Annotated in this window: 15 protein-coding genes; 2 read left to right on the top strand and 13 right to left on the bottom strand. The window is 72.2% G+C overall.

Annotated elements, in window-relative coordinates:
* The 12 genes from ACZ68P_RS21775 to ACZ68P_RS21720 form a co-directional block, all read right to left on the bottom strand.
* Positions 1 to 1110 (bottom strand): pectinesterase family protein, encoded by a 1110-nt coding sequence (locus ACZ68P_RS21775; protein ID WP_471008533.1) that lies wholly within the window; start codon positions 1108 to 1110, stop codon positions 1 to 3.
* 113 nt (positions 1111 to 1223) lie between these two features.
* Positions 1224 to 2504: a pectate lyase family protein gene (locus ACZ68P_RS21770; protein ID WP_471008530.1), complete on the bottom strand. Its 1281-nt coding sequence runs from the start codon at positions 2502 to 2504 to the stop codon at positions 1224 to 1226.
* A complete protein-coding gene (locus tag ACZ68P_RS21765) occupies positions 2501 to 3325 on the bottom strand; it encodes a rhamnogalacturonan acetylesterase (RefSeq protein WP_471008527.1) in 825 nt (274 codons plus the stop codon). Before ACZ68P_RS21765 ends, ACZ68P_RS21770 begins: the two co-directional genes overlap by 4 nt.
* Positions 3322 to 4662 (bottom strand): ABC transporter substrate-binding protein, encoded by a 1341-nt coding sequence (locus ACZ68P_RS21760; protein ID WP_471008524.1) that lies wholly within the window; start codon positions 4660 to 4662, stop codon positions 3322 to 3324. Before ACZ68P_RS21760 ends, ACZ68P_RS21765 begins: the two co-directional genes overlap by 4 nt.
* Before the next feature lie 77 nt (positions 4663 to 4739).
* Complete coding sequence (locus ACZ68P_RS21755) at positions 4740 to 6269, bottom strand: glycoside hydrolase family 43 protein (RefSeq protein WP_471008798.1); 1530 nt, start codon at positions 6267 to 6269, stop codon at positions 4740 to 4742.
* Positions 6270 to 6313: 44 nt separating this feature from the next.
* Positions 6314 to 7153 carry a DUF6807 domain-containing protein gene (locus ACZ68P_RS21750; protein WP_471008522.1) on the bottom strand — a complete coding sequence of 280 codons (840 nt, stop codon included), beginning with the start codon at positions 7151 to 7153 and terminating at the stop codon, positions 6314 to 6316.
* Positions 7150 to 8316 carry a Gfo/Idh/MocA family protein gene (locus tag ACZ68P_RS21745; RefSeq protein ID WP_471008520.1) on the bottom strand — a complete coding sequence of 389 codons (1167 nt, stop codon included), beginning with the start codon at positions 8314 to 8316 and terminating at the stop codon, positions 7150 to 7152. Before ACZ68P_RS21745 ends, ACZ68P_RS21750 begins: the two co-directional genes overlap by 4 nt.
* Positions 8313 to 9218 (bottom strand): carbohydrate ABC transporter permease, encoded by a 906-nt coding sequence (locus tag ACZ68P_RS21740; RefSeq protein WP_471008796.1) that lies wholly within the window; start codon positions 9216 to 9218, stop codon positions 8313 to 8315. Before ACZ68P_RS21740 ends, ACZ68P_RS21745 begins: the two co-directional genes overlap by 4 nt.
* A gap of 17 nt (positions 9219 to 9235) precedes the next feature.
* Entirely contained in the window at positions 9236 to 10165 is a 930-nt protein-coding gene (locus ACZ68P_RS21735; protein ID WP_471008517.1) for a carbohydrate ABC transporter permease, read from the bottom strand.
* Between the two features lie 215 nt (positions 10166 to 10380).
* On the bottom strand, positions 10381 to 12102 hold the full coding sequence (gene araD / locus ACZ68P_RS21730; protein ID WP_471008515.1) for an L-arabinonate dehydratase: 1722 nt from the start codon (positions 12100 to 12102) through the stop codon (positions 10381 to 10383).
* A complete protein-coding gene (locus ACZ68P_RS21725) occupies positions 12099 to 13007 on the bottom strand; it encodes a dihydrodipicolinate synthase family protein (protein ID WP_471008513.1) in 909 nt (302 codons plus the stop codon). The genes araD and ACZ68P_RS21725 overlap by 4 nt, the downstream gene beginning before the upstream one ends.
* Positions 13004 to 13645, bottom strand: coding sequence for a GntR family transcriptional regulator (locus ACZ68P_RS21720; protein WP_365714148.1), 642 nt, complete (start codon positions 13643 to 13645; stop codon positions 13004 to 13006). The genes ACZ68P_RS21725 and ACZ68P_RS21720 overlap by 4 nt, the downstream gene beginning before the upstream one ends.
* A gap of 255 nt (positions 13646 to 13900) precedes the next feature.
* On the opposite strand from ACZ68P_RS21720, the gene yicI reads away from it, so the two are divergent.
* Entirely contained in the window at positions 13901 to 16141 is a 2241-nt protein-coding gene (yicI, locus tag ACZ68P_RS21715; protein WP_471008511.1) for an alpha-xylosidase, read from the top strand.
* 68 nt (positions 16142 to 16209) lie between these two features.
* On the opposite strand, the gene ACZ68P_RS21710 is transcribed toward yicI, so the two are convergent.
* Positions 16210 to 19083, bottom strand: coding sequence for a glycoside hydrolase family 3 C-terminal domain-containing protein (locus tag ACZ68P_RS21710; protein ID WP_471008508.1), 2874 nt, complete (start codon positions 19081 to 19083; stop codon positions 16210 to 16212).
* Positions 19084 to 19442: 359 nt separating this feature from the next.
* Between ACZ68P_RS21710 and ACZ68P_RS21705 the strand changes: the two genes are divergently transcribed.
* Positions 19443 to 21149, top strand: coding sequence for an extracellular solute-binding protein (locus ACZ68P_RS21705; protein ID WP_471008506.1), 1707 nt, complete (start codon positions 19443 to 19445; stop codon positions 21147 to 21149).
* Position 21150: the final 1 nt, after the last annotated feature.

Here is a 21150-nt window from a genome sequence, read left to right as displayed (position 1 = left end):
TCAGGAGCAGAACGGCCGGGGGCTCCAGTCGCCGAGGTAGGAGCTCCTGGTCGCGGACCGGGCCTGGAGCGGCGTCAGCTGCGGCCGGTTCTCCGGGACCGTGACCACGGCGCCCGGCCCCGTGTTGCGGTACTCGGCGAACCGCTGGGCCTGCCACGGGAAGGCGTCCCGCATGTTCGCGTACGGTGCCACGGCGTCGATCCCGGGGCCGAGCACGCTGTCGCGCACCACGAGCGAGGGCCAGGCGGTCGGGTCCGAACTGGGCACCCACGGCCGGGCCAGCTTGTAGTAACCGTCCGGGGCGGCGCTGGTGATCCGGCAGTGGACGGCCAGGAAGCCGTACGCGTTGTGGCCCGCGGTCGACGGGGCGAAGACGAAGCCGTGCGGCGCGGACGCCAGGTCGGTGCGGAGCAGCGTCCGCAGATGACAGTGCTCGAGGACCGCGCGGGCCCGGCCGAAGACGAAGTCGACGTCGCCCTCGACGTGGCAGTGGGCGTAGTACTGGCGCGCGACGGCGGTCAGCGCCGTCGAGTCGGCGTAGAGGGTGTCCTGGTGGCCGAGGAACCGGCAGTGGAAGAACGCGGACCGGTCGCCCTGCGCCTTGAGCGCGACGGCCTGGGTGTCCTTGATCTCCGGGTGCCCGGCGCGCAGGAAGTCGTTGGCGAAGGTGATCCACTGCGCGGTGAACCCGTCGGCCTGGACGGTGGTGGTCGCCGACCCCGAGGTGCCGTAGGTGCCGCCGCCCGGTTTCGGCGTCCCACTGGCGTTGTCGTACACGACGACGACGTCCCGGGGGTCCTCGCCGGCCCCGATCCACGTCATGCCGGTCCGTGCCGCGTTGACGGTGACGGTCTCGCGGTACGTGCCGGGGGCGATGACCAGCGTCCACCCCGGGCCGCTCGCGGCGGTCACCGCGGCCTGGACGGTGGTGTGGTCGCCGAGCCCGCCGGGATGGACGTACAGGGTGTAAGGGGTGAGCCGGGCGGCTGGGGCGCCGAACCTGCCGAACGGTCCGCGGGACCGGGCGGTGGCGGGGGCGGCGAGCAGGACGGGGGCGAGCGCCGCGCCGGCGCTCGCGGTGAGCACGGCACGGCGGCTGAGCGGAGGCATGACGGCGCTCCTTCGCGGGAGGGGGAGGAGGAGGGGGAGGGGTGGACAGGAGCGGGGGCGGCCCGACGCGTGGTCGCGGTCGGGCCGCCCCCGGTCCGACGGCCGGGGGTGGGTCAGCGCAGCCGGCCCGCGCCCGCGCAGTGGTCCACCAGAGCCGGCACGGCCCGCGGAGTGTCGACCCGGGTGCGGAGCTGCGGTGTCCAGCCGGCGTCGCCGCGCAGGATCTCGGCCGGGAACTCCGCGTTGTGGACGGCCAGCAGGTCGACGGACCTGCCGTTGACGTGGTTGTCCGCCGTCGTGACCGGGGCGTCCTTCCACTTCTTCAGGATCTTCCCGGCGCCGACGCCCGCCGGCAGGGTGAACGCGTTCCTCTCGGCGACCAGTTGCGACTCCAGGCCGATGCCCAGGCTGTACGCGTATCCCGACGCCGGAACCACGAAGTGGTTGTTGTACGCGTCGACCTTGCCGAAGCGGACCCGCGGGGCACGTTCGATCACGTTCTTGAAGAGATTGTGGTGGAGGGTGACCCGCAGCTTGTCGCGGTCGGTCGCGCCCGCGCTGTCGCTGTTGCCGATCATCAGCGTCTTGTCGTGGTCGGCGAAGACGTTCCAGGAGACCGTCACGAGGTCGGCGCCGCGCACGATGTCCAGTTCGCCGTCGTGCTGCTGGTAGATCTCGCCGTAGTACGACGGCAGCGAGCTGTCCGGGTGCGCGCCGTCCGTGAACGTGTTGTGGTCCACCCACACGTGCGTGGAGCCGTACACGACCATGCTGTCGTACTCGGAGTTCCAGGCGCCGGTCGCGCCGTCCGTGGGATCCCACTGCGGGAAGCAGTCGAGCGGGCTCTCCAGCTTGAGGTTGCGGATCACGACGTTGTCGACGCCCTGGATCTGCAGACTGCCGCCGGTGATCCCGGCGTTCCTGCCGACGCCGACGATCGTGGTGTTGGCGGGGACGTACGCCTTGATCGCCTTGGCCTGGGCCGTGGCGGACGCCGCCCGCAGGTCCTCCTGGGGGCCGCTCACCGGAGTGTCGTACCCCCAGACCGCCGGGTCGTAGTCCGCGAGGTACCGGTCGAAGTCGTAGCCCTCGGCCTCGAAGGCCGAGCATCCGGCGGCGGTCGCGTTCAGCGTCCCCTTGATCTTGACGATCCTCGGCTCGGTGCCGGGGACGGCGAGCGCGGTCCGCAGCTGCTCCCAGGTGGTGACGGTGAAGACCCGGGAGGGGGCGGCCTTCGCGCCGCCGCTCGTCCCGGTGCCCTCCGACGCCCAGCCGTCCCCGGCGGGCAGCGCCTGCCGGGCCGGGTCGGGCGCGGCCTGGGCCGTGGCGGCGGGGCCGGTGACGGTCAGGGCGAGGGCGGTCGCGCCCACCGCCCACAGGTGTGTCTGTCTCAAGGTCGGCTCTCCTCGGATGCGGGCCAGGTGATCCACTCCGCGGGGATCTCGTCGTCCAGGCGGCGTGTGTCACCTGGTGCGAGGACGCGGGAGTGGAGGAGTGCGCCGGCGACCAGCCGGGCCACGGCGATCGCGCCGGGCGGGTTGAAATGGGTGTTGTCCTGTTCGACCGGTGTCCAGTTGAAGTACGTCTTCGTCGTCTCCGGACCGAGCTTCTGCCACAGCGCCAGGGACAGCTCCTGGATGTCGAGCAGCGGGACGCGCTCCTCGCGGGCCACCTCGCGCATCGCCGCGGGGTAGTCGCCCAGCGTCGGCAGCGCCGTGCCGGCCGCGTCGAACCTGCGCCTCTCCACCGAGGTGGCGAGCACCGGCCGGGCGCCGCGCTCGCGCGCACCCGCGACGAAGCGGCGCAGGTTGTCCTGGTAGGTGGACCACGGTTCGGTGTAGCGCGTGGGGTCGGCGGCCTTCTGGTCGTTGTGGCCGAACTGGACGAGCAGCACGTCGCCCGGCCGGATCGCCTCCAGGATCGCGGCCAGCCGGCCCTCGTCGATGAAGCTCTTCGTACTGCGGCCGTTGATCGCGTGGTTGGCGACCGTGACGCCCTGGTGGAGGAAGAAGGGCAGGGCCATCCCCCACCCCGTCTCCGGCGCCGCGTCGGCGTACTTCTGCGCGGCGGTGGAGTCGCCTGCGATGTAGAGGGTGCGCATGGGGCGGTGTCCTCGGGAGGGGCGGGAGGAGGCCGCGGCGGGGGCCGCGGCCAGGGCGAGCGCGAGGCCCGTCCCGGCCGCGACCACCGCACGGCGGCTCGGCGCGGAGGTCACTTCTTCTGCGACTTCCACTCGGCCTGCGCCGTGTTGAGCTGCTCGGCCAGGCTGTCGAGGAACTCCTTGGCCGTCGACTTGCCGAGCAGCACCTTCTGGAAGGCGGGCTCGTTGTCGGCCTTGGAGATGGTGTTCCAGTCGGGCAGGTAGTACGGCAGCTGGACGATCGCGGCCTTGCCGCTGAAGAGGACGTCGGCGGCGAGCTTGGTCGGCTCGGCCTTCTGGATCCAGGCGTCCTTGGCCGCCTCGGTGTTGGCCGGGATCGCGCCCGCCGACTCGTTCCACTTGCTGTTCGAGGCGTGCGAGGCGGCGAACTCGATGAACTTCCAGGCCGCGGCCTTGTTCTTGCTCGACGAGAACAGACCGAGACCGTCGACCGGGTTGGAGACCTGGACCCGGGTGCCGTCGTCCGTCGTCGGGTTCGGGATGCCCCGGAACTTCTCCGTACCGAGCGCCTTCACGTGGTCCTTGTACGAGCCGAGGTTGTGGTTCAGCATGCCGATCTCGCCGCTGTCCCACTGCGCGACCATCTTGGTGAAGTCGTTGTTGACGTCCGCCGCCGGCGTGTTCTTCTTGAACAGACCCGCGTACTTCTCCAGCGCGGCCACGTTCTTCGGGTCGTTGACCGTGGTCTTGTCGCCGTTCCAGAAGCTGGTGATGCCGCTCTGGCCGTACATGGCGTCCAGCGCCTGGGCGATGGAGCCGGCGCCGCCGCGGATGGTGTAGCCGAACCGGTTCTTGTCCCTGGCGGTCAGCTTGTCGGCGGCCGTGTAGAACTTCGACCAGGTGGTGGGCTCCTCCAGGCCCGCGGCCGCGAACAGGTCGGTGCGGTAGTAGAGGACGCCGTTGCTCGCGGAGGTCGGGACCGTGAAGAGCTTGTCCTGTCCGCCCGCGGACTTCACGCTCTCGACCATGCCCTCGTTCAGCTTGCCCTTGAGGGCGCTGCCGTCGATCCGGGCGTCGAGCGGCTCCAGGGCGTTCTGGGCGGCGATCCCGGCGAGCATCGCCGCTCCCACGCCGCCGACGTCCGGCAGGCCGCCACCCTGGATGGCCGTGTCGTACTTGGACTGCACCTCGGTGGAGGCGATGCCGACGTACGTGACCTTGATGTCGGGGTTCTGCTGCTCGAAGTCCTTGATGATCTCCTTCCAGACGTCGGTGCGGACACCGCCGTTGTTGTCCCAGAAGGTGATCTCTCCCTTGCCCGAGCCCTCGTCGCCCTTGTCGCCGCCCGCTCCGCTGCCGTCGTCTCCGCAGGCGGTGGCGGTCAGGGCGAGCACGGTCGTCAGGGCGAGGGCGCAGACGGCTCTGCGCCGTCCGCCACGGAAGATGGTCATCGTCGGCTCTCTTCTCTCGGGTCCTACGCGGGTCCTACGGGGGGTCTTGCGGGGGTGGTGCGATGGCGTGGGGGGAGTCAGGGGGTGAGGTGGAACGACGTGAACACGGCGGTGCCGGTGGGTCCCGTGCCGGGCGGGGCCGCCGCGAACAGGCCGAGCAGCGCGCCGACCCACCGCCAGGGGGTGGCGGCGAAGACCTCGCCGACCGGCGTGAAGCCCTCGCCGGTGTCGTACGAGAAACGGCAGCGCGCGTCCCGCCCGAGGCTGATCCGCAGCCGGGCGCTGCCCTCGGGGGCGGGCCGGTCGTACGCGGCGTCCCGCTCCCGGTCGGCGTTGGCGGGCGCGAACCGGTGCACGAGCCGCGCCGAGCCGTCCGGCTCGCGGCGCAGCCCGATCCAGCTGTAGGCGTCGCCGAGCACCACGAGCCCCGCACGGGCGCCGGGAAGCGCGCTGTCGAGCCGCAGCTCGACGTCCACCGTCCCGGCGCGCGCCGGAAGCCGCTGGGTGAGCAGATGCGGCAGCGCCCGCAGGTCGTCGACGTGCTCGCTGCGCCCGCAGGAGAGCCACAGGCCGTCACCGGAGTGCTGTGTGGTCCAGCCCTCGCCGGGATTGGCCGTCCACTGCCACTGACGGCCGAAACGCCCGCCGGGGAACGCGTCGTCGGCGGCCGGGGCGGAGGGCGCCTGCTCCGGCAGGTCCGGCTTCGCGTGGACGGCGACCGGAGTGCCCGCCGCACCGAGCACCGGCCATCCGTCGGCGCCCCAGCGCATCGGCTGGAGGTGGACGACCCGCCCGTACGCCCCGCGCTGCTGGAAGTGGAGGAACCAGTCCTCGCCACGCTGGGTACGGACCCAGCCGCCCTGGTGGGGGCCGTTGACGTCCGTGTCCCCCTGCCGCAGCACGACCCGTTCCTCGTACGGGCCGAAGAAGGAACGCGACCGGAACGCGCCCTGCCAGCCGGTGGAGACGCCGCCGGCCGGGGCGAGGATCCAGAACCACCCGTCGTGGCGGTACACCTTCGGCCCCTCCAGGGTGAACCACCCGGGGATCCGGTCGGCGTCGACGATCGTGGTCCCCTCGTCGAGGACCCTGCCGCCGTCCGGGCTCATCCGATGGCCGGTGAGCCGGTTGTTGACGCCGGAGCGGGACTTGGCCCAGGCGTGCACCAGGAAGGCCTCGCCCGTCTCCTCGTCCCACAGCGGACAGGGGTCGATGAGGCCCCGGCCCGCCTTCACCAGCACCGGCTCGCTCCACGGGCCGCGCACGGAGGGCGAGTTGACCTGCCAGATGCCGTGGTCGGGGTCGCCCCAGAAGATCCAGAAGCGACCGTCGCGGTGGCGCAGGGAGGGCGCCCAGACCCCGCCGTCGTGCCGCGGCGAGGCGTACGCGGCCTCCGGCCGGAGCCGGTCGAGGGCGTGTCCGACGATCGTCCAGTTGACCAGGTCGCGCGAGTGCAGCAGCGGAAGGCCCGGCGCGCGGCCGAAGCTGGACGCGGTGAGGTAATAGTCCTCGCCGACCCGCAGCACATCGGGGTCGGACCAGTCGGCCGCCAGGACGGGGTTGCGGTACGTGCCGTCCCCGAGGTCTCCCGTACGGGGAGCGGTCATGGTGTCGGCGGCGCTCGCGGGGCGTCCGGTGCTCGTGGCGTCGTTCACGAGGCGACCGCCTTCCGCACCAGGGACGCGGTCTCGGCCCGGTCCGGACGGCCGTCGGCGACCACGGTGACCACGCGTCGTACGACGGTCCCGCCGGCCTCGACGGTCAGCCGCCGGTCGTGGGCGAGCGAGGAGCCGACGCCCGGATACTCGGCGGCGCGGACGAACCACGGATCGCGCCGCGTCTCCTCCGTCGCTCCGGCGAACACCAGCGTCCAGCCCTCGCCCGCCATCGCCACCCAGTCGGCCCGCGCACCGTGCACGTCCTCCTCGCCGTCCGCGTCGGCGCCGAAGACGGCGGGCGCGGACGCCTCCTTCGGCGCGCGCCAGAAGAAGCCGCCGTAGGCCGCACCGGGCCGGCCGTTGGTGGCGGGACTGCCGAGGGAGAGCTCCGCCCCGGAGACGTTGGTGAGCGAGAACGTGAAGTCCAGCGCCCACGCCGTGTCCGTCAGCGCCGCCACCGCCACGGTCCGGTGCTCCCGCAGCAGCACCCGGTCCGCCGCCGTCCAGCTCAGCTCCTCCACGAACCCGTCCGGATCGCGCAGCTTGAAGCCGTCGTGCCGCTGGAGGCCGTGGTTGTCGAGCACCGTCGGCCCCTGGCCGCGTACGAAGGTGCGCCCGCCCCAGAAGTTGTGGCCCGCCACATCGGCCACGGCGACGCCCACGCCGAGGTGGTGCGGGTGGTCCTCGGGCATCAGCTCGGTGACCCGGGTCCCCGCCAGGGTGGTGACCGGGTGGAGGTACGGCCGGGGCGCGTGGTCCGCCGCCAGCTCGGGCCGGGTGAGGTACCGGGCGACCGGGCGGCCGGCGCAGCGCAGGACGATCGCGGCGTTCACCGGGCCTCCGCCGTGGTCGAGAGCGCCCAGGGGGCGCCGAGCTCGGAGTAGAGGCCGAGCATCTCGGCGCTCCGGTCGACCAGGGCGTCGATGCCGGAGACGACCCGGCGCGGCGCGTTTCCCCCCGGCTCGGTGTGCCAGAACGCCTCCGGCAGCGGCGCCGGTTCGGGGGCCAGCCGGATCGCCTCGACCACCCGCATGAAGGCGCCGGTCTCCTCGGGCGGCACGCACAGCGGCTCGCCCCGGGTCACGTGCCCGACCAGGTTCTCCAGCAGGTCCGTGCGGCCGTGGACCGTCTCCTCCGGGCCGTGACCGCCCCGCTGGAGCAGCACCCGGTCCTGCTTGTACCAGAACGTGATCCGGCCCCGGGTGCCGTGGACCACGACGTACGGTTCCGCCGCCGTCTCCGCGCACAGCGTCGCCGCCACCGTCACCCGCGTGCCCCGGGTCGTCACGATCCGGACGCAGGAGGTGTCGTCGGCCTCGATCGCGTGGGCGCGCAGGAGTTCGGTCTCGATGTGTGCCACGTCCTGGTCCCGGCCGGCGCCGGCGAGCGCCAGCGCCGTGGCGACGGCGTGCGCCAGGGGATTGGTGAGCGCTCCGTCCACGACGTCGGCACCGTCCAGCCGCCGCCGCCCCGACCAGGGGGCGCGCCGGAAGTAGGCCTCGTCGCGGACCCAGGCACCGGCCGCGCCGACACCGAGGAGCTCGCCGATCACACCCTCCGCCACCATCCGCCGGATCTCGGGGACGGCGTGCGACCCCAGCGACTGGAAGCCGATCTGGCAGGCGACGCCCGCCGCCGCCACCCCGTCCGCCATCCGCCGGTACTCCGCGAACGACGGGGCGGGCGGCTTCTCCAGGAGCAGGTGCGCCCCCCGCCGGGCGGCGGTCAGCGCCAGGTCGGTGTGGGTCTGGATCGGGGTGCAGACCACCGCGATCCGCGCCCCGGTGGAGGCCAGCAGGGCGTCGAGGTCGGAGGACTGCTCCGGCGTGCCGGTCCCTTCCAGCTCCGCCGCGTCGAGCGGCCGCAGCTCGCAGACACCGGCCAGCCGGACCAGACCGAGCCCTTCCAGGCGCCGGATGTTGAGCAGGTGCTGGCGACCGTGGCCGCGAGCGCCCGCCAGGACCACGGGCAGGGGAGACGGTGCGCCGGCGCTCATCCCTTCACCGCTCCCGCGCTGAAGCCGGTGACCAGCCACTTCTGGATGAAGGCGAACACGATCACGACGGGCACGGCCGCGATCACGCCACCGGCGGCGAGCGCGCCGAGGTCGACGCTGTCGGCGCCCATGAGGGTGTTGAGGCCGACCGGGATGGTCTGCTTCTCCTGGCTGCTGAGGAACATCAGCGCGAAGAGGAAGTGGTTCCAGGCGTGGACGAAGGCGAAGGAGCCGACGGCGACCAGGCCGGGACGCAGCAGCGGCAGGACCACGATGCGGAAGGCCTTGAAGCGGCCGCAGCCGTCGACCCAGGCCGCCTCCTCCAGCGAGTACGGCACGTTCCTGATGAAGCCGCTGATGAGGATCATGGACAGCGGGAGCTGGAAGACGGTCTCCGCGATGATGACGCTGCCCAGCGAGTTGATCATCCGCAGATTGGCGAAGATCTGGAACAGCGGGACGAGCAGCAGCGCGCCGGGGACGAACTGGGAGCAGAGGAGGGCCAGCATGAAGCCCTTCTTGATCCGGAAGTCGAAGCGGGCCAGGGCGTAGCCGCCGGCCAGGGCGATGACGGTGGTCATGACCAGCGTCGCCACCCCGATGAGCAGGCTGTTCTGGAAGAAGGTGGCGAAGCTGCGCTCGGTCCACACCTTCTCGAAGTGCTCGGTGGTCATCGGCCAGGGCACGAGCGAGGTCGAGCCGGCCGGGCGGAGGGCGAAGAGGAGGATCCAGTAGAAGGGGATCAGGGTGAAGAGGAGGTAGATGCCGAGCGGTACGTAGATCTGCCACCGGGGGGCCTCGTCCCAGGCGCGGCGCCGCCGTCGGGCGGTGGGCGCGGGGGTGCGGGGCGGGGGCGGGCCGCCGGGCGCGGCGTCGGTCGCCGGTGCGGCCGGCGCGGTCAGGGTGTGTTCCTGGGCTATCACTTGCTCTCGCCTCCGAACTTGCTCAGGCGCAGATAGACCATCGAGCAGAAGAGAAGGATCACGAACGCCACCGTGGTGAGCGCGGAGGCGTAACCGAAGTTGTGCGCGTCGACACTGGTGTTGGCGATGTACAGCGGGAGGGTGGTCGTCTCGCCGGCCGGACCGCCGCCGGTGAGGGTGTAGAGCAGGTCCACGTTGTTGAACTCCCACACCGCGCGCAGCAGGGTGGAGAGGATGATCGCGTCCTTGAGGTGGGGCAGGGTGATGTGGAGGAACTGCCGCAGCCGGCCCGCTCCGTCCACCTCGGCCGCCTCGTACAGGTCCTTGGGTACGGACTGGAGATCGGCGAGGATGAGGATCGCGAAGAACGGCACCCCGCGCCACAGGTCGGCGACGACCACAGCGGGGAAGACGGTCGCCGTGTCGGACAGCCAGGACGTGCCGTACTCCCCGATGCCCATGTCCGCGAGGTAACGGGTGATGCCCGTCTGGGAGTTGTAGAGCAGCACCCAGATCGCGGAGGTCAGGACGCCCGAGACGGCCCAGGGCGAGAAGACCAGGGCCCGGCCGAGCGCGCGGCCCGCGAAGGTCTGGTTGACGATCAGCGCGAGCGCCAGGCCGAACAGCAGCTGGAGGGTCACCTCGACGAGGACCCACTTCACACTGAAGCTCAGCGTCCCCCAGAAGTGGGGGTCGTCGGTGAAGATGCGGGTGAAGTTGTCGAACCCGGCGAAGCCGTTACGCCAGGGCTTGGTGGGGTTGTAGTGCTGAAGGCTGTAGTAGAAGACGCTGATGACCGGATAGGCGATGAAGCCCAGCATCAGCAGTCCGGCGGGGGCGATGAGCAAATACGGCAGGCGGCGGGGCGCCGCTCCGGTGCGGCGGCGGCTGGGTGCCTTGGGCGGCGGGGTCACGGCTGTGGCCATGACGGCGGCTCCGTTCTCGGGCGCGAAGCGCTTCGCGGACGGTGTTCGAGATCGCGAACAGGGGAACTGGGGGTCGGGTGGCCCGTGGGCGGCTCGGTCGGGGGCCCTCGGGGCCGGTCGGCGACGCCGGTACGGCCCCGAGGAGCTCGGGCGACGGCGTCGGTACGGGCCCGTGGAGCCCGGGCGGCGGTGCGGGCCGTCGGCCCGCGTACGGGTCAGCCCGCGTAGGGATCCGGAGTCGTGCCCGGCCGTGCCAGGAACTCGAAGTCGCACCCCGTGTCGGCCTGGGTGATCTGCTCGTTGTACAGCGCTCCGTAGCCGCGTTCGTAGCGGACCGGGGGCGGCGACCACTCCTCCCTCCGGCGCGCCAGCTGCTCCTCCGAGACCTCCAGGTGGAGGGAGCGTGCCTCGACGTCGAGGGTGATCGTGTCACCGGTACGGACCAGGGCCAGCGGCCCGCCGACATGCGACTCGGGAGCCACGTGCAGCACGCACGTGCCGTAACTCGTGCCGCTCATACGGGCGTCGGAGATCCGGACCATGTCCCGCACGCCCTGCTCCAGCAGGTGCCGGGGGATCGGCAGCATGCCGTACTCCGGCATGCCCGGGCCTCCCTTGGGCCCCGCGCCCCGCAGCACCAGCACGTGGTCCGCGGTGATCCCCAGGGCGGGGTCGTCGATGGTCCGCTGCATGGTGCGGTAGTCGTCGAAGACGACCGCCGGACCGGTGTGCTTCCACAGGTGCGGCTCGGCGGCGATGTGCTTGATGACGGCACCGTCCGGACAGAGGTTGCCCCGGAGCACCGCCACCCCGCCCTCGTCCGCGAGCGGCCGGTCCCGCGGGCGGATCACGTCGTCGTCGTGCACCAGCGCACCGGCGAGCTGCTCGCGCAGGGTGGCGTGCGAGACCGTCGGCCGGTCGAGGTGGAGCAGGTCGGTGAGGCGGGAGAGGAAGCCGGGCATCCCCCCGGCGAAGTGGAAGTCCTCCATCAGGTGCTTGCCGCCGGGACGGAGGTTGGCGAGCACCGGGACCGTCCGGGCGATGCGGTCGAAGTCGTCCAGGGTCAGCCGGACCCCCGAACGGCCGGCCATGGCGATCAGGTGGATCACCGCGTTCGTCGAGCCGCCCAGCGCCAGGACCGCGGCCACCGCGTCCTCGTACGCCTCCCGGGTCAGGATCCGCGACAGCCGCAGGTCCTCACGGACGAGCTCGACGATCCGCATCCCCGAGGCGGCCGCCATCCGGTCGTGGCCCGAGTCGACCGCCGGGATCGAGGACGCGCCCGGCACCGTCACCCCCAGCGTCTCGGCCGCCGCCGTGAGGGTGGAGGCCGTCCCCATGGTCATGCAGTGTCCGGGGGAGCGCGCCAGACCGTTCTCCAGTTCGGCCATCTCGCAGTCACCGATCAGGCCCGCGCGCTTGTCGTCCCAGTACTTCCACATGTCCGTGCCGGAGCCGAGCGTCTCGCCCCGCCAGTGCCCCGGCAGCATCGGCCCGGCGGGCACGAAGACCGTCGGCAGGTCCACCGAGGCGGCACCCATCAGCAGGGCCGGGGTCGACTTGTCGCACCCGCCGAGCAGCACCGCCCCGTCGACCGGATAGGAACGCAGCAGCTCCTCGGTCTCCATCGCGAGCAGATTGCGGTACAGCATCGGCGTCGGCTTCTGGAACGTCTCCGAGAGCGTGGAGACCGGGAACTCCAACGGGAAGCCGCCGGCCTGCCAGACACCCCGCTTCACGGCTTGCGCGCGGTCGCGCAGATGGACGTGGCAGGGGTTGATGTCCGACCAGGTGTTGAGGATCGCGACGACCGGCTTGCCCAGGTGCTCCTCGGGGAGGTAGCCGAGCTGGCGGGTGCGGGCGCGGTGGCTGAAGGAGCGCAGCCCGTCCGTGCCGTACCACTGGTGGCTGCGCAGCTCCTCCGGGCGGCGGCTCATACCGGCCACCCGGCGGCTATCGCGGCGACCTCGGCCCGCGCGGAAGCGGGCAGCTCCCGGCTCGGCGGCCGGATGTCGCGCCGGCACAGACCGAGTGAGGCGAGGGCCTCCTTGACGACCGTGACGTTGTCCGCGCTGCCGTTGGCGGCACGCAGCTCCTCGAACCGGCGGATCTGCTCCCACACCTTCATCGCGGCCGCGTAGTCGCCCGCCCGCAGCGCGTGGAGCATCTCGAGCGAGAGGGAGGGGGAGACGTTCACCAGGCCGGAGGTGAAGCCGGTGGCGCCGCTCGCGAAGTACGAGGGGGCGTAGGGCTCGGCGAGACCCGCCACCCAGACGAAGCGGTCGAGGCCCGCGTCCCGGGCGAAGGCGGCGAAGCGCGCGGCGTCCGCGACGGCGTACTTCACACCGATGACGTTGGGGCAGGCGTCGGCCAGCTCGGCGAGCCGGGCGCCGCTCAGCAGCGGGTTGCGGAGGTACGGGACGATCCCGAGTCCCGGCACGGCCTCGGCGATGGCCCGGTGGTAGTCGACCCAACCCGCCTCGGAGACGTACGGATGGACGGGCTGGTGCACCATCAGCATCTGTGCGCCGGTGTCCCGGGCGTGCCGGGCGGCCTCGATCGCCGTCGGGACGTCGTGGCCGACGCCGACGAGGACCACAGCCCGGTCGCCCGCCTCGGCGACGGTCAGCTCCGTGACCCGGCGGCGTTCCTCGGGGGTCAGGGCGTAGAACTCGCCGGTGTTGCCGTTGGGGGTGAGGGTGCGCACCCCGCCGTCCAGGAGCCGGTGCAGCAGCACCCGGTGCGCCTCGGTGTCGAGGGCCCCCTCCTCGGTGAAGGGGGTGACAGGGATGGCCACGACATCGGCGAGGGCGGTCTTCAAGGTCTCGAACGTCATGGTCACTCGCTGTCCTGGGGGAAGGCGCGCTCGACGAAGGAGGCGATGTGGGCGTGGACGGCCCGGCCCGCCCCGGCGACGTCACCGGTGGTGGCCAGACGCAGGATCTCCTCGTGCTCGGCGGCCTCGCGCTCCCAGGAGGGCACGGCGGCCCACGCCACGGTGGACACCAGGGCCGCCTGGTCGCGGACCTCGTCGAGCATCCGGCCGAGCAGCGGATTGCCGCACGGAAGGTAGAGCGCGCGGTGGAAGTCCCTGTTCGCCAGGGAGCGTTCGGCGGGGTCCGGGGCGGTGGCGGCCCTGCGCAGCGCGTCCTGGGCCGCGTCGAGCGGGGCGCCGGCGGCGACGGTGCGCCGCACCGCCTCGGGCTCCAGGAGCAGCCGGACGTCGTAGACCTCGCGGGCCATGTCCGCGTCGACCATGCGGACGGTGGCGCCCTTGTACTGGCTCATCACGACGAGTCCGCTGCCTGCGAGCGTCTTGAGCGCCTCGCGCACCGGGGTCTTCGACACCCCGAAACGGGCGGCGAGCTCGGTCTCCACCAGGGCCTGGCCGGGACTCAGTCCGCCGGTGAGTATGTCGTGTTTGATCGCCTCCAGGACGAACTGGGTGCGGGACGGTATGGGGCTGGGGGCGAAGGCCATGACGCACTCTCAGATCTCGTGTATCGCGTCTCATATATGACGTACGAAGTGCAATGCGATGAAGCTAGGGGGGCGGTGATGTTTCGTCAATGCTTCGCGCAGGACTTTTAGAAAGCGCTTGCTGCGGTGGGGGTCGTGCCCTCGCGCGCGCGGGCGCGAAAGGAGGCGACCGGGTCTGGTCAGGGGATTTGTTTTCTGTCATAACTAATAGGGCATCGCGCGCGACCGCCGCCCGAGACCACCCCGAGGACCACGATGAAGTTCACCGACGGCTTCTGGCTGATGCGCGAGGGCGTTCAGGCCTCGTACGCCACCGAAGTCCGCGATCTGCGTCCGAGCGCCGACCGCTTCACGGCCTACGCCTCCGTCAAGCGGGTCCGCACCCGCGGCGACACCCTGAACTCGGCGCTCCTGACCGTGGAGTGCTTCTCGCCCGCCGAAGGCGTCATCGGCGTACGCGTCACCCACCACGCCGGCCGGGCCCGCCGCGGCCCCGACTTCGAGCTGCCCGGGGAGTCCCCCGGAGGGGCGAGCGTCCGCACCGACGGCCCCCTCACCGAGCTGACCAGCGGCCCGCTGCGGCTGCGCCTGGACCGTTCGCAGCCGTGGGCCCTGGAGTTCACCGACGCCGACGGACGCGTCCTCACCTCGTCCGGAGGCAAGGGCACCGCCTTCGTCACGACCGGTGACGGGGCGCACCACATGGCCGTCCAGCTCGCCCTGGCCGTCGGCGAGAACGTCTACGGCCTGGGCGAGCGGTTCACCCCCTTCGTCAAGAACGGCCAGAGCGTCGACATCTGGCAGGCGGACGGGGGAACCAGCAGCGAGCAGGCCTACAAGAACATTCCCTTCTACCTCTCCTCGCGCGGCTACGGCGTCTTCGTCAACCACCCCGGCCGGGTCTCCTTCGAGGTCGGTTCCGAATCCGTCGGCCAGGTGCAGTTCAGCGTCGAGGACCAGAGCCTGGAGTACTACGTCGTGGCCGGCCCCACGCCGAAGGAGGTGCTCGCCCGCTACACCGCCCTGACCGGCCGCCCCGCCCTGCCGCCACCCTGGTCCTTCGGCCTGTGGCTGACCACCTCCTTCACCACCCCCTACGACGAGGCGACCGTCACCTCCTTCGTCGACGGCATGGCCGACCGGGGCATCCCGCTCTCGGTCTTCCACTTCGACTGCTTCTGGATGCGCGCCTACCAGTGGTCGGACTTCCGCTGGGACCCCGACACCTTCCCGGACCCGGCCGGCATGCTCGCCCGGCTCAAGGAGCGGGGGCTGCGGATCGGCATGTGGATCAACCCCTACATCGCGCAGAAGTCCGCCCTCTTCGCCGAGGGCATGGCGGGCGGCCACCTGGTGAAGCGGCCGAACGGCGACGTCTGGCAGTGGGACCTGTGGCAGCCCGGCATGGCGCTGGTCGACTTCACCGACCCCGCGGCCCGCACCTGGTTCCAGGACCGCCTCCGGCCCCTCCTCGACCAGGGCGTCGACTGTTTCAAGACCGACTTCGGGGAACGCGTGCCGACGGACGTGGTCTGGCACGACGGCTCCGACCCCGAGCGGATGCACAACTACTACACCCAGCTCTACAACCAGACCGTCTTCGAGCTCCTGGAGAAGGAGCGCGGCCCGGGCGAGGCCGTCCTCTTCGCCCGCTCGGCGACCGTGGGCGGGCAGCGGTTCCCCGTCCACTGGGGCGGCGACTGCTGGGCGTCCTTCGAGGCCATGGCCGAGTCGCTGCGCGGCGGCCTGTCGCTGTCCCTGAGCGGCTTCGGCTTCTGGAGCCACGACATCGGCGGCTTCGAGGGGACCCCGTCCCCGGACGTCTTCACGCGCTGGCTCGCCTTCGGCCTGCTCTCCTCGCACAGCAGGCTGCACGGCAGCGACTCCTACCGGGTGCCGTGGGAGTTCGGCGAGCGGGCCGTCGAGGTGGCCCGGCGGTTCACCCGGCTCAAGCACCGGCTCATGCCGTACCTCTACGGGGCGGCGGTCGAGGCCCGGGACACGGGCGTGCCCGTGATGCGGCCGATGCTGCTGGAGTTCCCGGACGATCCTGCCTGCCGGACACTGGACCGCCAGTACATGCTGGGCCCCGACCTGCTGGTCGCGCCCGTCTTCTCCGCCGGGGGAGAGGTGGAGGTGTACCTGCCGGCGGGGGAGTGGACCCACCTCCTCACGGGCGAGACGGTCACCGGCCCCGGCTGGCGCCTGGAGGTCCACGACGACGACAGCCTGCCCGTGTACATCCGCCCGGGCACCGCCCTGCCGTTGGGCGCCGACGAGGAACGGCCCGACGGGGACTGGCTCGACGGTCTGACCCTGCTGGTGACCCCGGGCCCGGTGGACCGCACGGTCACGGTCCCCGACCACCAGGGCCGCCCGGCCGCGGCGTACCACGTGACACGGACCGGCGACGAGGTCAGGGCGACGGCGAGCGGCACGGAGCGGCCCTACGCGGTACGCCTGCTGGGCGGCGGGGAGGTCCCGGTCGCCCCGTGAGGCCGACGGAAGGGCCCGGCACCGGAAGGCATCGGTGCCGGGCCCCGCTCGTCGGTCCCTCCGGACCCTCAGACGTGGAAACCGACGTGCGCGAGCCGGACCGGCCCGCGCAGCCTGACGCGGAGGTCCGCCACGTCCCGCAGGCGCAGCGGAGCGCCGAGCGTCGTGTAGGCGTACGGCCCGCCCGTCGCGGGCACGTCGATCCGGGCGAGCACGGGGCCGCCCAGCAGCGAGAGCTCGACGCTGCCCTCGCCCGCGGCCTCGACGGCGACGTCGGTCACGCCGTCGCCGAAGTCGCAACCCCAGAAGAGGAGTTCGCCCTCGCCGTGCGGGCCGTCCGGGGTCACGGCGTCCCCGGAGGTCCTCGTCCGGTCGACGATCACCGTGCCGGACTGCTCGTCGTAGTCGACGGCTTCGAGACCCCGCTCCCGTACGGGCCGCGGGCCCGCCGCCACGCCGCCGACCTCCAGGGGGACCGAGCGGCGCGGGTCGGCGCTGGAGGGGCCCGCCTCGATCGCGTACGGCCCCGGCTCCACCGTCCACCGGCCGTGCGCCACGTCCCAGAAGCCCAGCTCCCGCAGCGGGAACGCGAACGACAGGGCGGCGGACGCGCCGGGGGCGAGGCCGACCCGGCGGTGGGCGACCAGCTCGCGGTGCGGGCGCGGCACCGACGGCGCCACCACCCGCGCGTACACCTGGACCACCTCGTCCGAGGCGACGACGCCCGCGTTGGTGACGGTGCAGGCGACCCGCACGGTCTCGCCGTCGAGTACGGCCGACAGCTCGTCGTAGGCGAAGGAGGTGTAGGTCAGACCGTGCCCGAACGGGAACAGCGGCGCGCCGTCGAAGTAGAGGTACGTCTGGCGTCCGCCGACGACGTCGTAGTCCGTCATCGCGGGCAGGTCGGCGTCGGCGGCGTACCAGGTCTGGGGAAGCCGCCCGGCGGGGGAGACGTCCCCGGCCAGGACCCGGGCGAGGGCGCTGCCCGCGGCCTGGCCGCCGTGCGCGGTCCACAGCAGCGCGGGCAGGGTGGCGGCGGCCTCGGGCACCGCGTACGGGTAGGAGGAGACCAGGACGAGGGCGGTGCGCGGGTTGGCGGCGTGGGCGGCCCGCCACAGCCGGTCCTGGTGGGCGGGGAGCGCGAGCGTGGTCCTGTCCTCGGTCTCCCGCCCGTTGATGTGGGGGTCGTTCCCGGCGACCACGATCACGACGTCCGCGCCGGCGGCGGCCTCCGCCACCGCGTCCTCGCCCCGCTCGACCGTCTCGACCGTGAAGATCTCGGCGGATGCGCGGTCGGCGGCAACCTTCACGCCCTCGGCGGCGACACAGACGTATCCAGCCGTCGCGAGGTGCCGAAGGAGGTGACCGCCCCCATGGGACCCCTGGGCCCCCACGCCTTCGAGCCGGAACGTCTCGCGGACGACCCAGCCGCCGGGCTCGTCGGCGGAGGCACGGACCAGTCCGTCCTCCGCGACGGAGAGGTGGCGGCCGTCCGGGGCGCGCAGGGTGAGCACGCCGCCACCCCAGTCGACCATGGCCAGTTCGGACCCCTCCGGGTCCGTGGTGAGCGGCGGGAGGTCCGTGCGGCCGGCCAGGAGCGCGGGGTCCAGGGAACCCTCGGCGGCGTGTTCCGCACCGGCCGCCTCGCTCGCGGGCACCCGCAACCGGGCTCCGATGGCCGTGCGCAGCCGTATCCGGTCCACACCCTCCGCGAAGGTCACCCGGTCCGCCCCGTAGCGCTCGCGCAGCCCGTCCAGCGGGGTCGAGCGGTGCAGCAGGGAGCCGCTGTACCAGTCGAGTTTGCACGCGTCGGCGAGGAGGCCCACGACCGCGACGCGGACGCCGGGGGCGAGCGGCAGCAGCGGGCCGTGCCCGTCCCGCGGCTCGTTGGAGAGCAGGACGACCGCCTGTTCGGCGGCCTCCCTCGCCAGCGCCCGGTGCCCGGCCGTGTCGAAGGCCCGCTCGTTCGCGTGGGGATCGAGCTCGGGGTCGAACTCGCCGAGCGCGAAACGGACCGCCAGCTGGCGCCGTACCGCCGTGTCGATGTCGTCCTGGTCGACGAGCCCCCGCTCCAGCGCGCCGCGCAGCCGGCCCACGACGACCGACGCGTCGGTGCCGTGGTCGGTGAAGGAGTCCACGCCGGCGCGCAGGGACGCGGCCACGGCCTCCTCGTGCGTGCCGAAGTACCGCTGCGAGTCGACCAGGTTGGAGGGCGCGCCCGCGTCGGAGCAGACGAGGAGCGGCTGCGCGGTCCACTGGCGCAGCTCCTGCGCCAGGTAGGGCGAGAGGTGGTTCGGGCGGCCGTTGACGAGGTTGTACGCCGGCATCACCCCGGCGACCGCTCCCGCCTCGACGGCGCCGCGGAACGCCCGCAGATCGTATTCGTGCAGCACCCGGGGCCGCACGGAGGCCGAGGAGGTGTCCCGGTCGGCCTCGTTGTTGTGGGCGAGCCAGTGCTTGAGCACGGGCGCGGTGCGCCAGTAGGCGGGGTGGTCGCCGCGCAGTCCCCGCGTGTACGCGACGGCGATCGCGGACGTGAGGGCCGGGTCCTCGGAGTACCCCTCCTCGCCGCGTCCCCACAGCGGGTTGCGCAGGAGGTTGACCGTCGGCGCCCAGACGTTGAGGCCCACCCGGTCGTCCTTGGCGCGCATCGCGCGCACCTCCCGGGACACGGCCTCGCCGACCCGGCGGACCAGGTCCGGGTTCCAGGTGGCGCCCAGCCCCACGGCCTGGGGGAAGACGGTGGCCGGCCCCATCCAGGCGACGCCGTGCAGGGCCTCCTGACCGGTGCGGAACGCGGCGAGTCCGAGACGTTCGACGGCGGGCGCGAACTGGTGGAGCATCGCGAGCCGTTCCGCGGGGGTGAGCCGGGCGAGCAGGTCGTCGACACGTCGGCCGACGGGTTGGGCAGGGTCACGGAAGAGCGGCCGTTCTGCGGTCACGTGCGAGTCCCTTGGCAGAGGAAGGACAGTGATTCGAAGCGCTTCGATGCTCCGCCGCTCCCGAAGGCGTGTCAAGGCGTGAGGGCGCATCATGCCACCGACGTGGTACGACACTTCGCTGCGCCTCTTCCCGCGAAGTGCCCACGAAAATGCCGATCCACTCTTGCCGTGCCCGAGACGTTCACTTAACCTCGCAGCAACATCGAAGCGCTTCGACACCGCTTGTCGGCAAGGCCGTCGACCACGTGGGTCGACGGCGCCCGCAGGGCCCGCGCCCCGCCCGCTCCACCTCAGACACCGCAGCCGACCGGAGGCCCGCAGCCGCCGGGTGTCCCGGCGCGCCATGAAGGGTTGACGCAATGACGCCGAACGCCGTCCCCACGGGCTCTTCGAGCTCCGCGAGCTCCGCTCCGAGCCGGAGAGGTTTCCTCGCCTCCACCGCCGTCGCCGCCGTCGCGGTGGCCGGCGGCGCGCCCCTGCTCACCGCCTGCGGGGGAGCGGAGACCGGCAGGAAGGACGGCACCACCACGGGCAAGGACGCGGCGAAGATCCTCCCCGCCTACGTGGCGAGCACCGTCGTCGCGCCCGACATCGCCCCCCGCAACGGCTCGGCGGCCGGTTTCACCCGGGCGATCCCCGCCGACCGGCTCAAGGCGTCCGTCCCCACCAGGAAGGGCAAGGGCAGCGCGATCACGATCATGGCGCCGCTCTGGGGCACCCCGCCCGCGCCCGACAACCCCTACTACCGGGCGATGAACGAGGCCATCGGCGTCAAGGCCACCTGGCAGAACCAGGACGGCAACGTCTACGACCAGAAGCTCGGCGCCGTCCTCGCCTCCAGCGACATCCCGGACGTGGTCGTCGTCCCCGGCTGGAACCTCGGCGGCAAGATACCCAGCGCCATCAACGCCAAGTTCGAGGACCTCGGCCCCTACCTGTCCGGGGACAAGGTCAAGGCATACCCCAACCTCGCCGCCATCCCGACGGACGCCTGGCAGCGGTCCATCTTCGGCGGAAAGCTGCGCGGACTGCCGATGCCCGCCTCGTACGTCACCAACATCGCGCCCTTCTACCGCAAGGACATCTTCGGCGCCAAGGGCTGGCAACTCCCCAAGAGCGCCGACGAGTTCCTCGCGCTCGCCAAGGAGATCACCAGCGCCAGGGCGAAGGTGTGGGCCTGCGACGACATGACGTGGACCGCCTTCAACATGTTCGGCGTCCTGAGCGGCAGCGACAAGGCGCTCGGCTGGAACCTCGTCGACGGCAAGCTGATCAACCGCATCGAGACGCAGGAGTACCTCGAAGCGCTGGAGTGGACCCGCAAACTCTTCGAGGCGGGCGTCGTCCACCCCGACGCCAAGGCGCAGAACCAGGGTGACGCCGGTAACCGCTTCACCTCGGGACAGGTGCTCGTCTACAACAACGACCTCTCCCACTGGTACGCCAAGACCGCCGAACAGGCGGCCCAGAACCCCGACTTCGCCATCGAGGCCATGGACATCCCCGGCCACGCGGGCGGCGCCCCCAAGCTGTGGGCCGTCAACCCGGCCGGCATCTGGGCCTTCGTGCGCAAGGGCAGCCCCAAGGCTCTCGTCGAGGACGTCCTCGCCATCGCCGACTTCACCGCCGCCCCCTACGGCACCCGGGAGCGGATGCTCACCGACTTCGGCGTCGAGGGCGTCGACCACACCGTGAAGGACGGGATGCCGGTCAAGACCGACCAGGGCAACCAGGAGGTCTCCAGCTCCTGGCTCTTCATGGGCAGCCCGGCCCCCTACATCGCCCACCCGGACACCCCCGAGGCGACCCGGGCCATGGTCGAGTGGCAGCAGCGCATGGGCGCCTTCACCACCAAGTCCAGCTTCTACGGCATGACGGTGACCGAACCCTCCCGCTGGACCGCCCTCATGAACGACTTCGAGCAGCTGGAGAAGGACATCGTCCGGGGCCGCAAGAAGATCTCCGACATGCAGCAGGCCGTCTCGGAGTGGAAGAGCGGCGGCGGCGACCAGTTGCGCGACTGGTACCGCGAGCTGCTCGACACCAACGGCCCCGCGGCGAGCTGAC

Source organism: Streptomyces sp. NPDC036822, from assembly GCF_055609145.1.
Note: the sequence above shows the minus strand (reverse complement) of the source record. Positions and strands in the feature narration are given on the sequence as shown.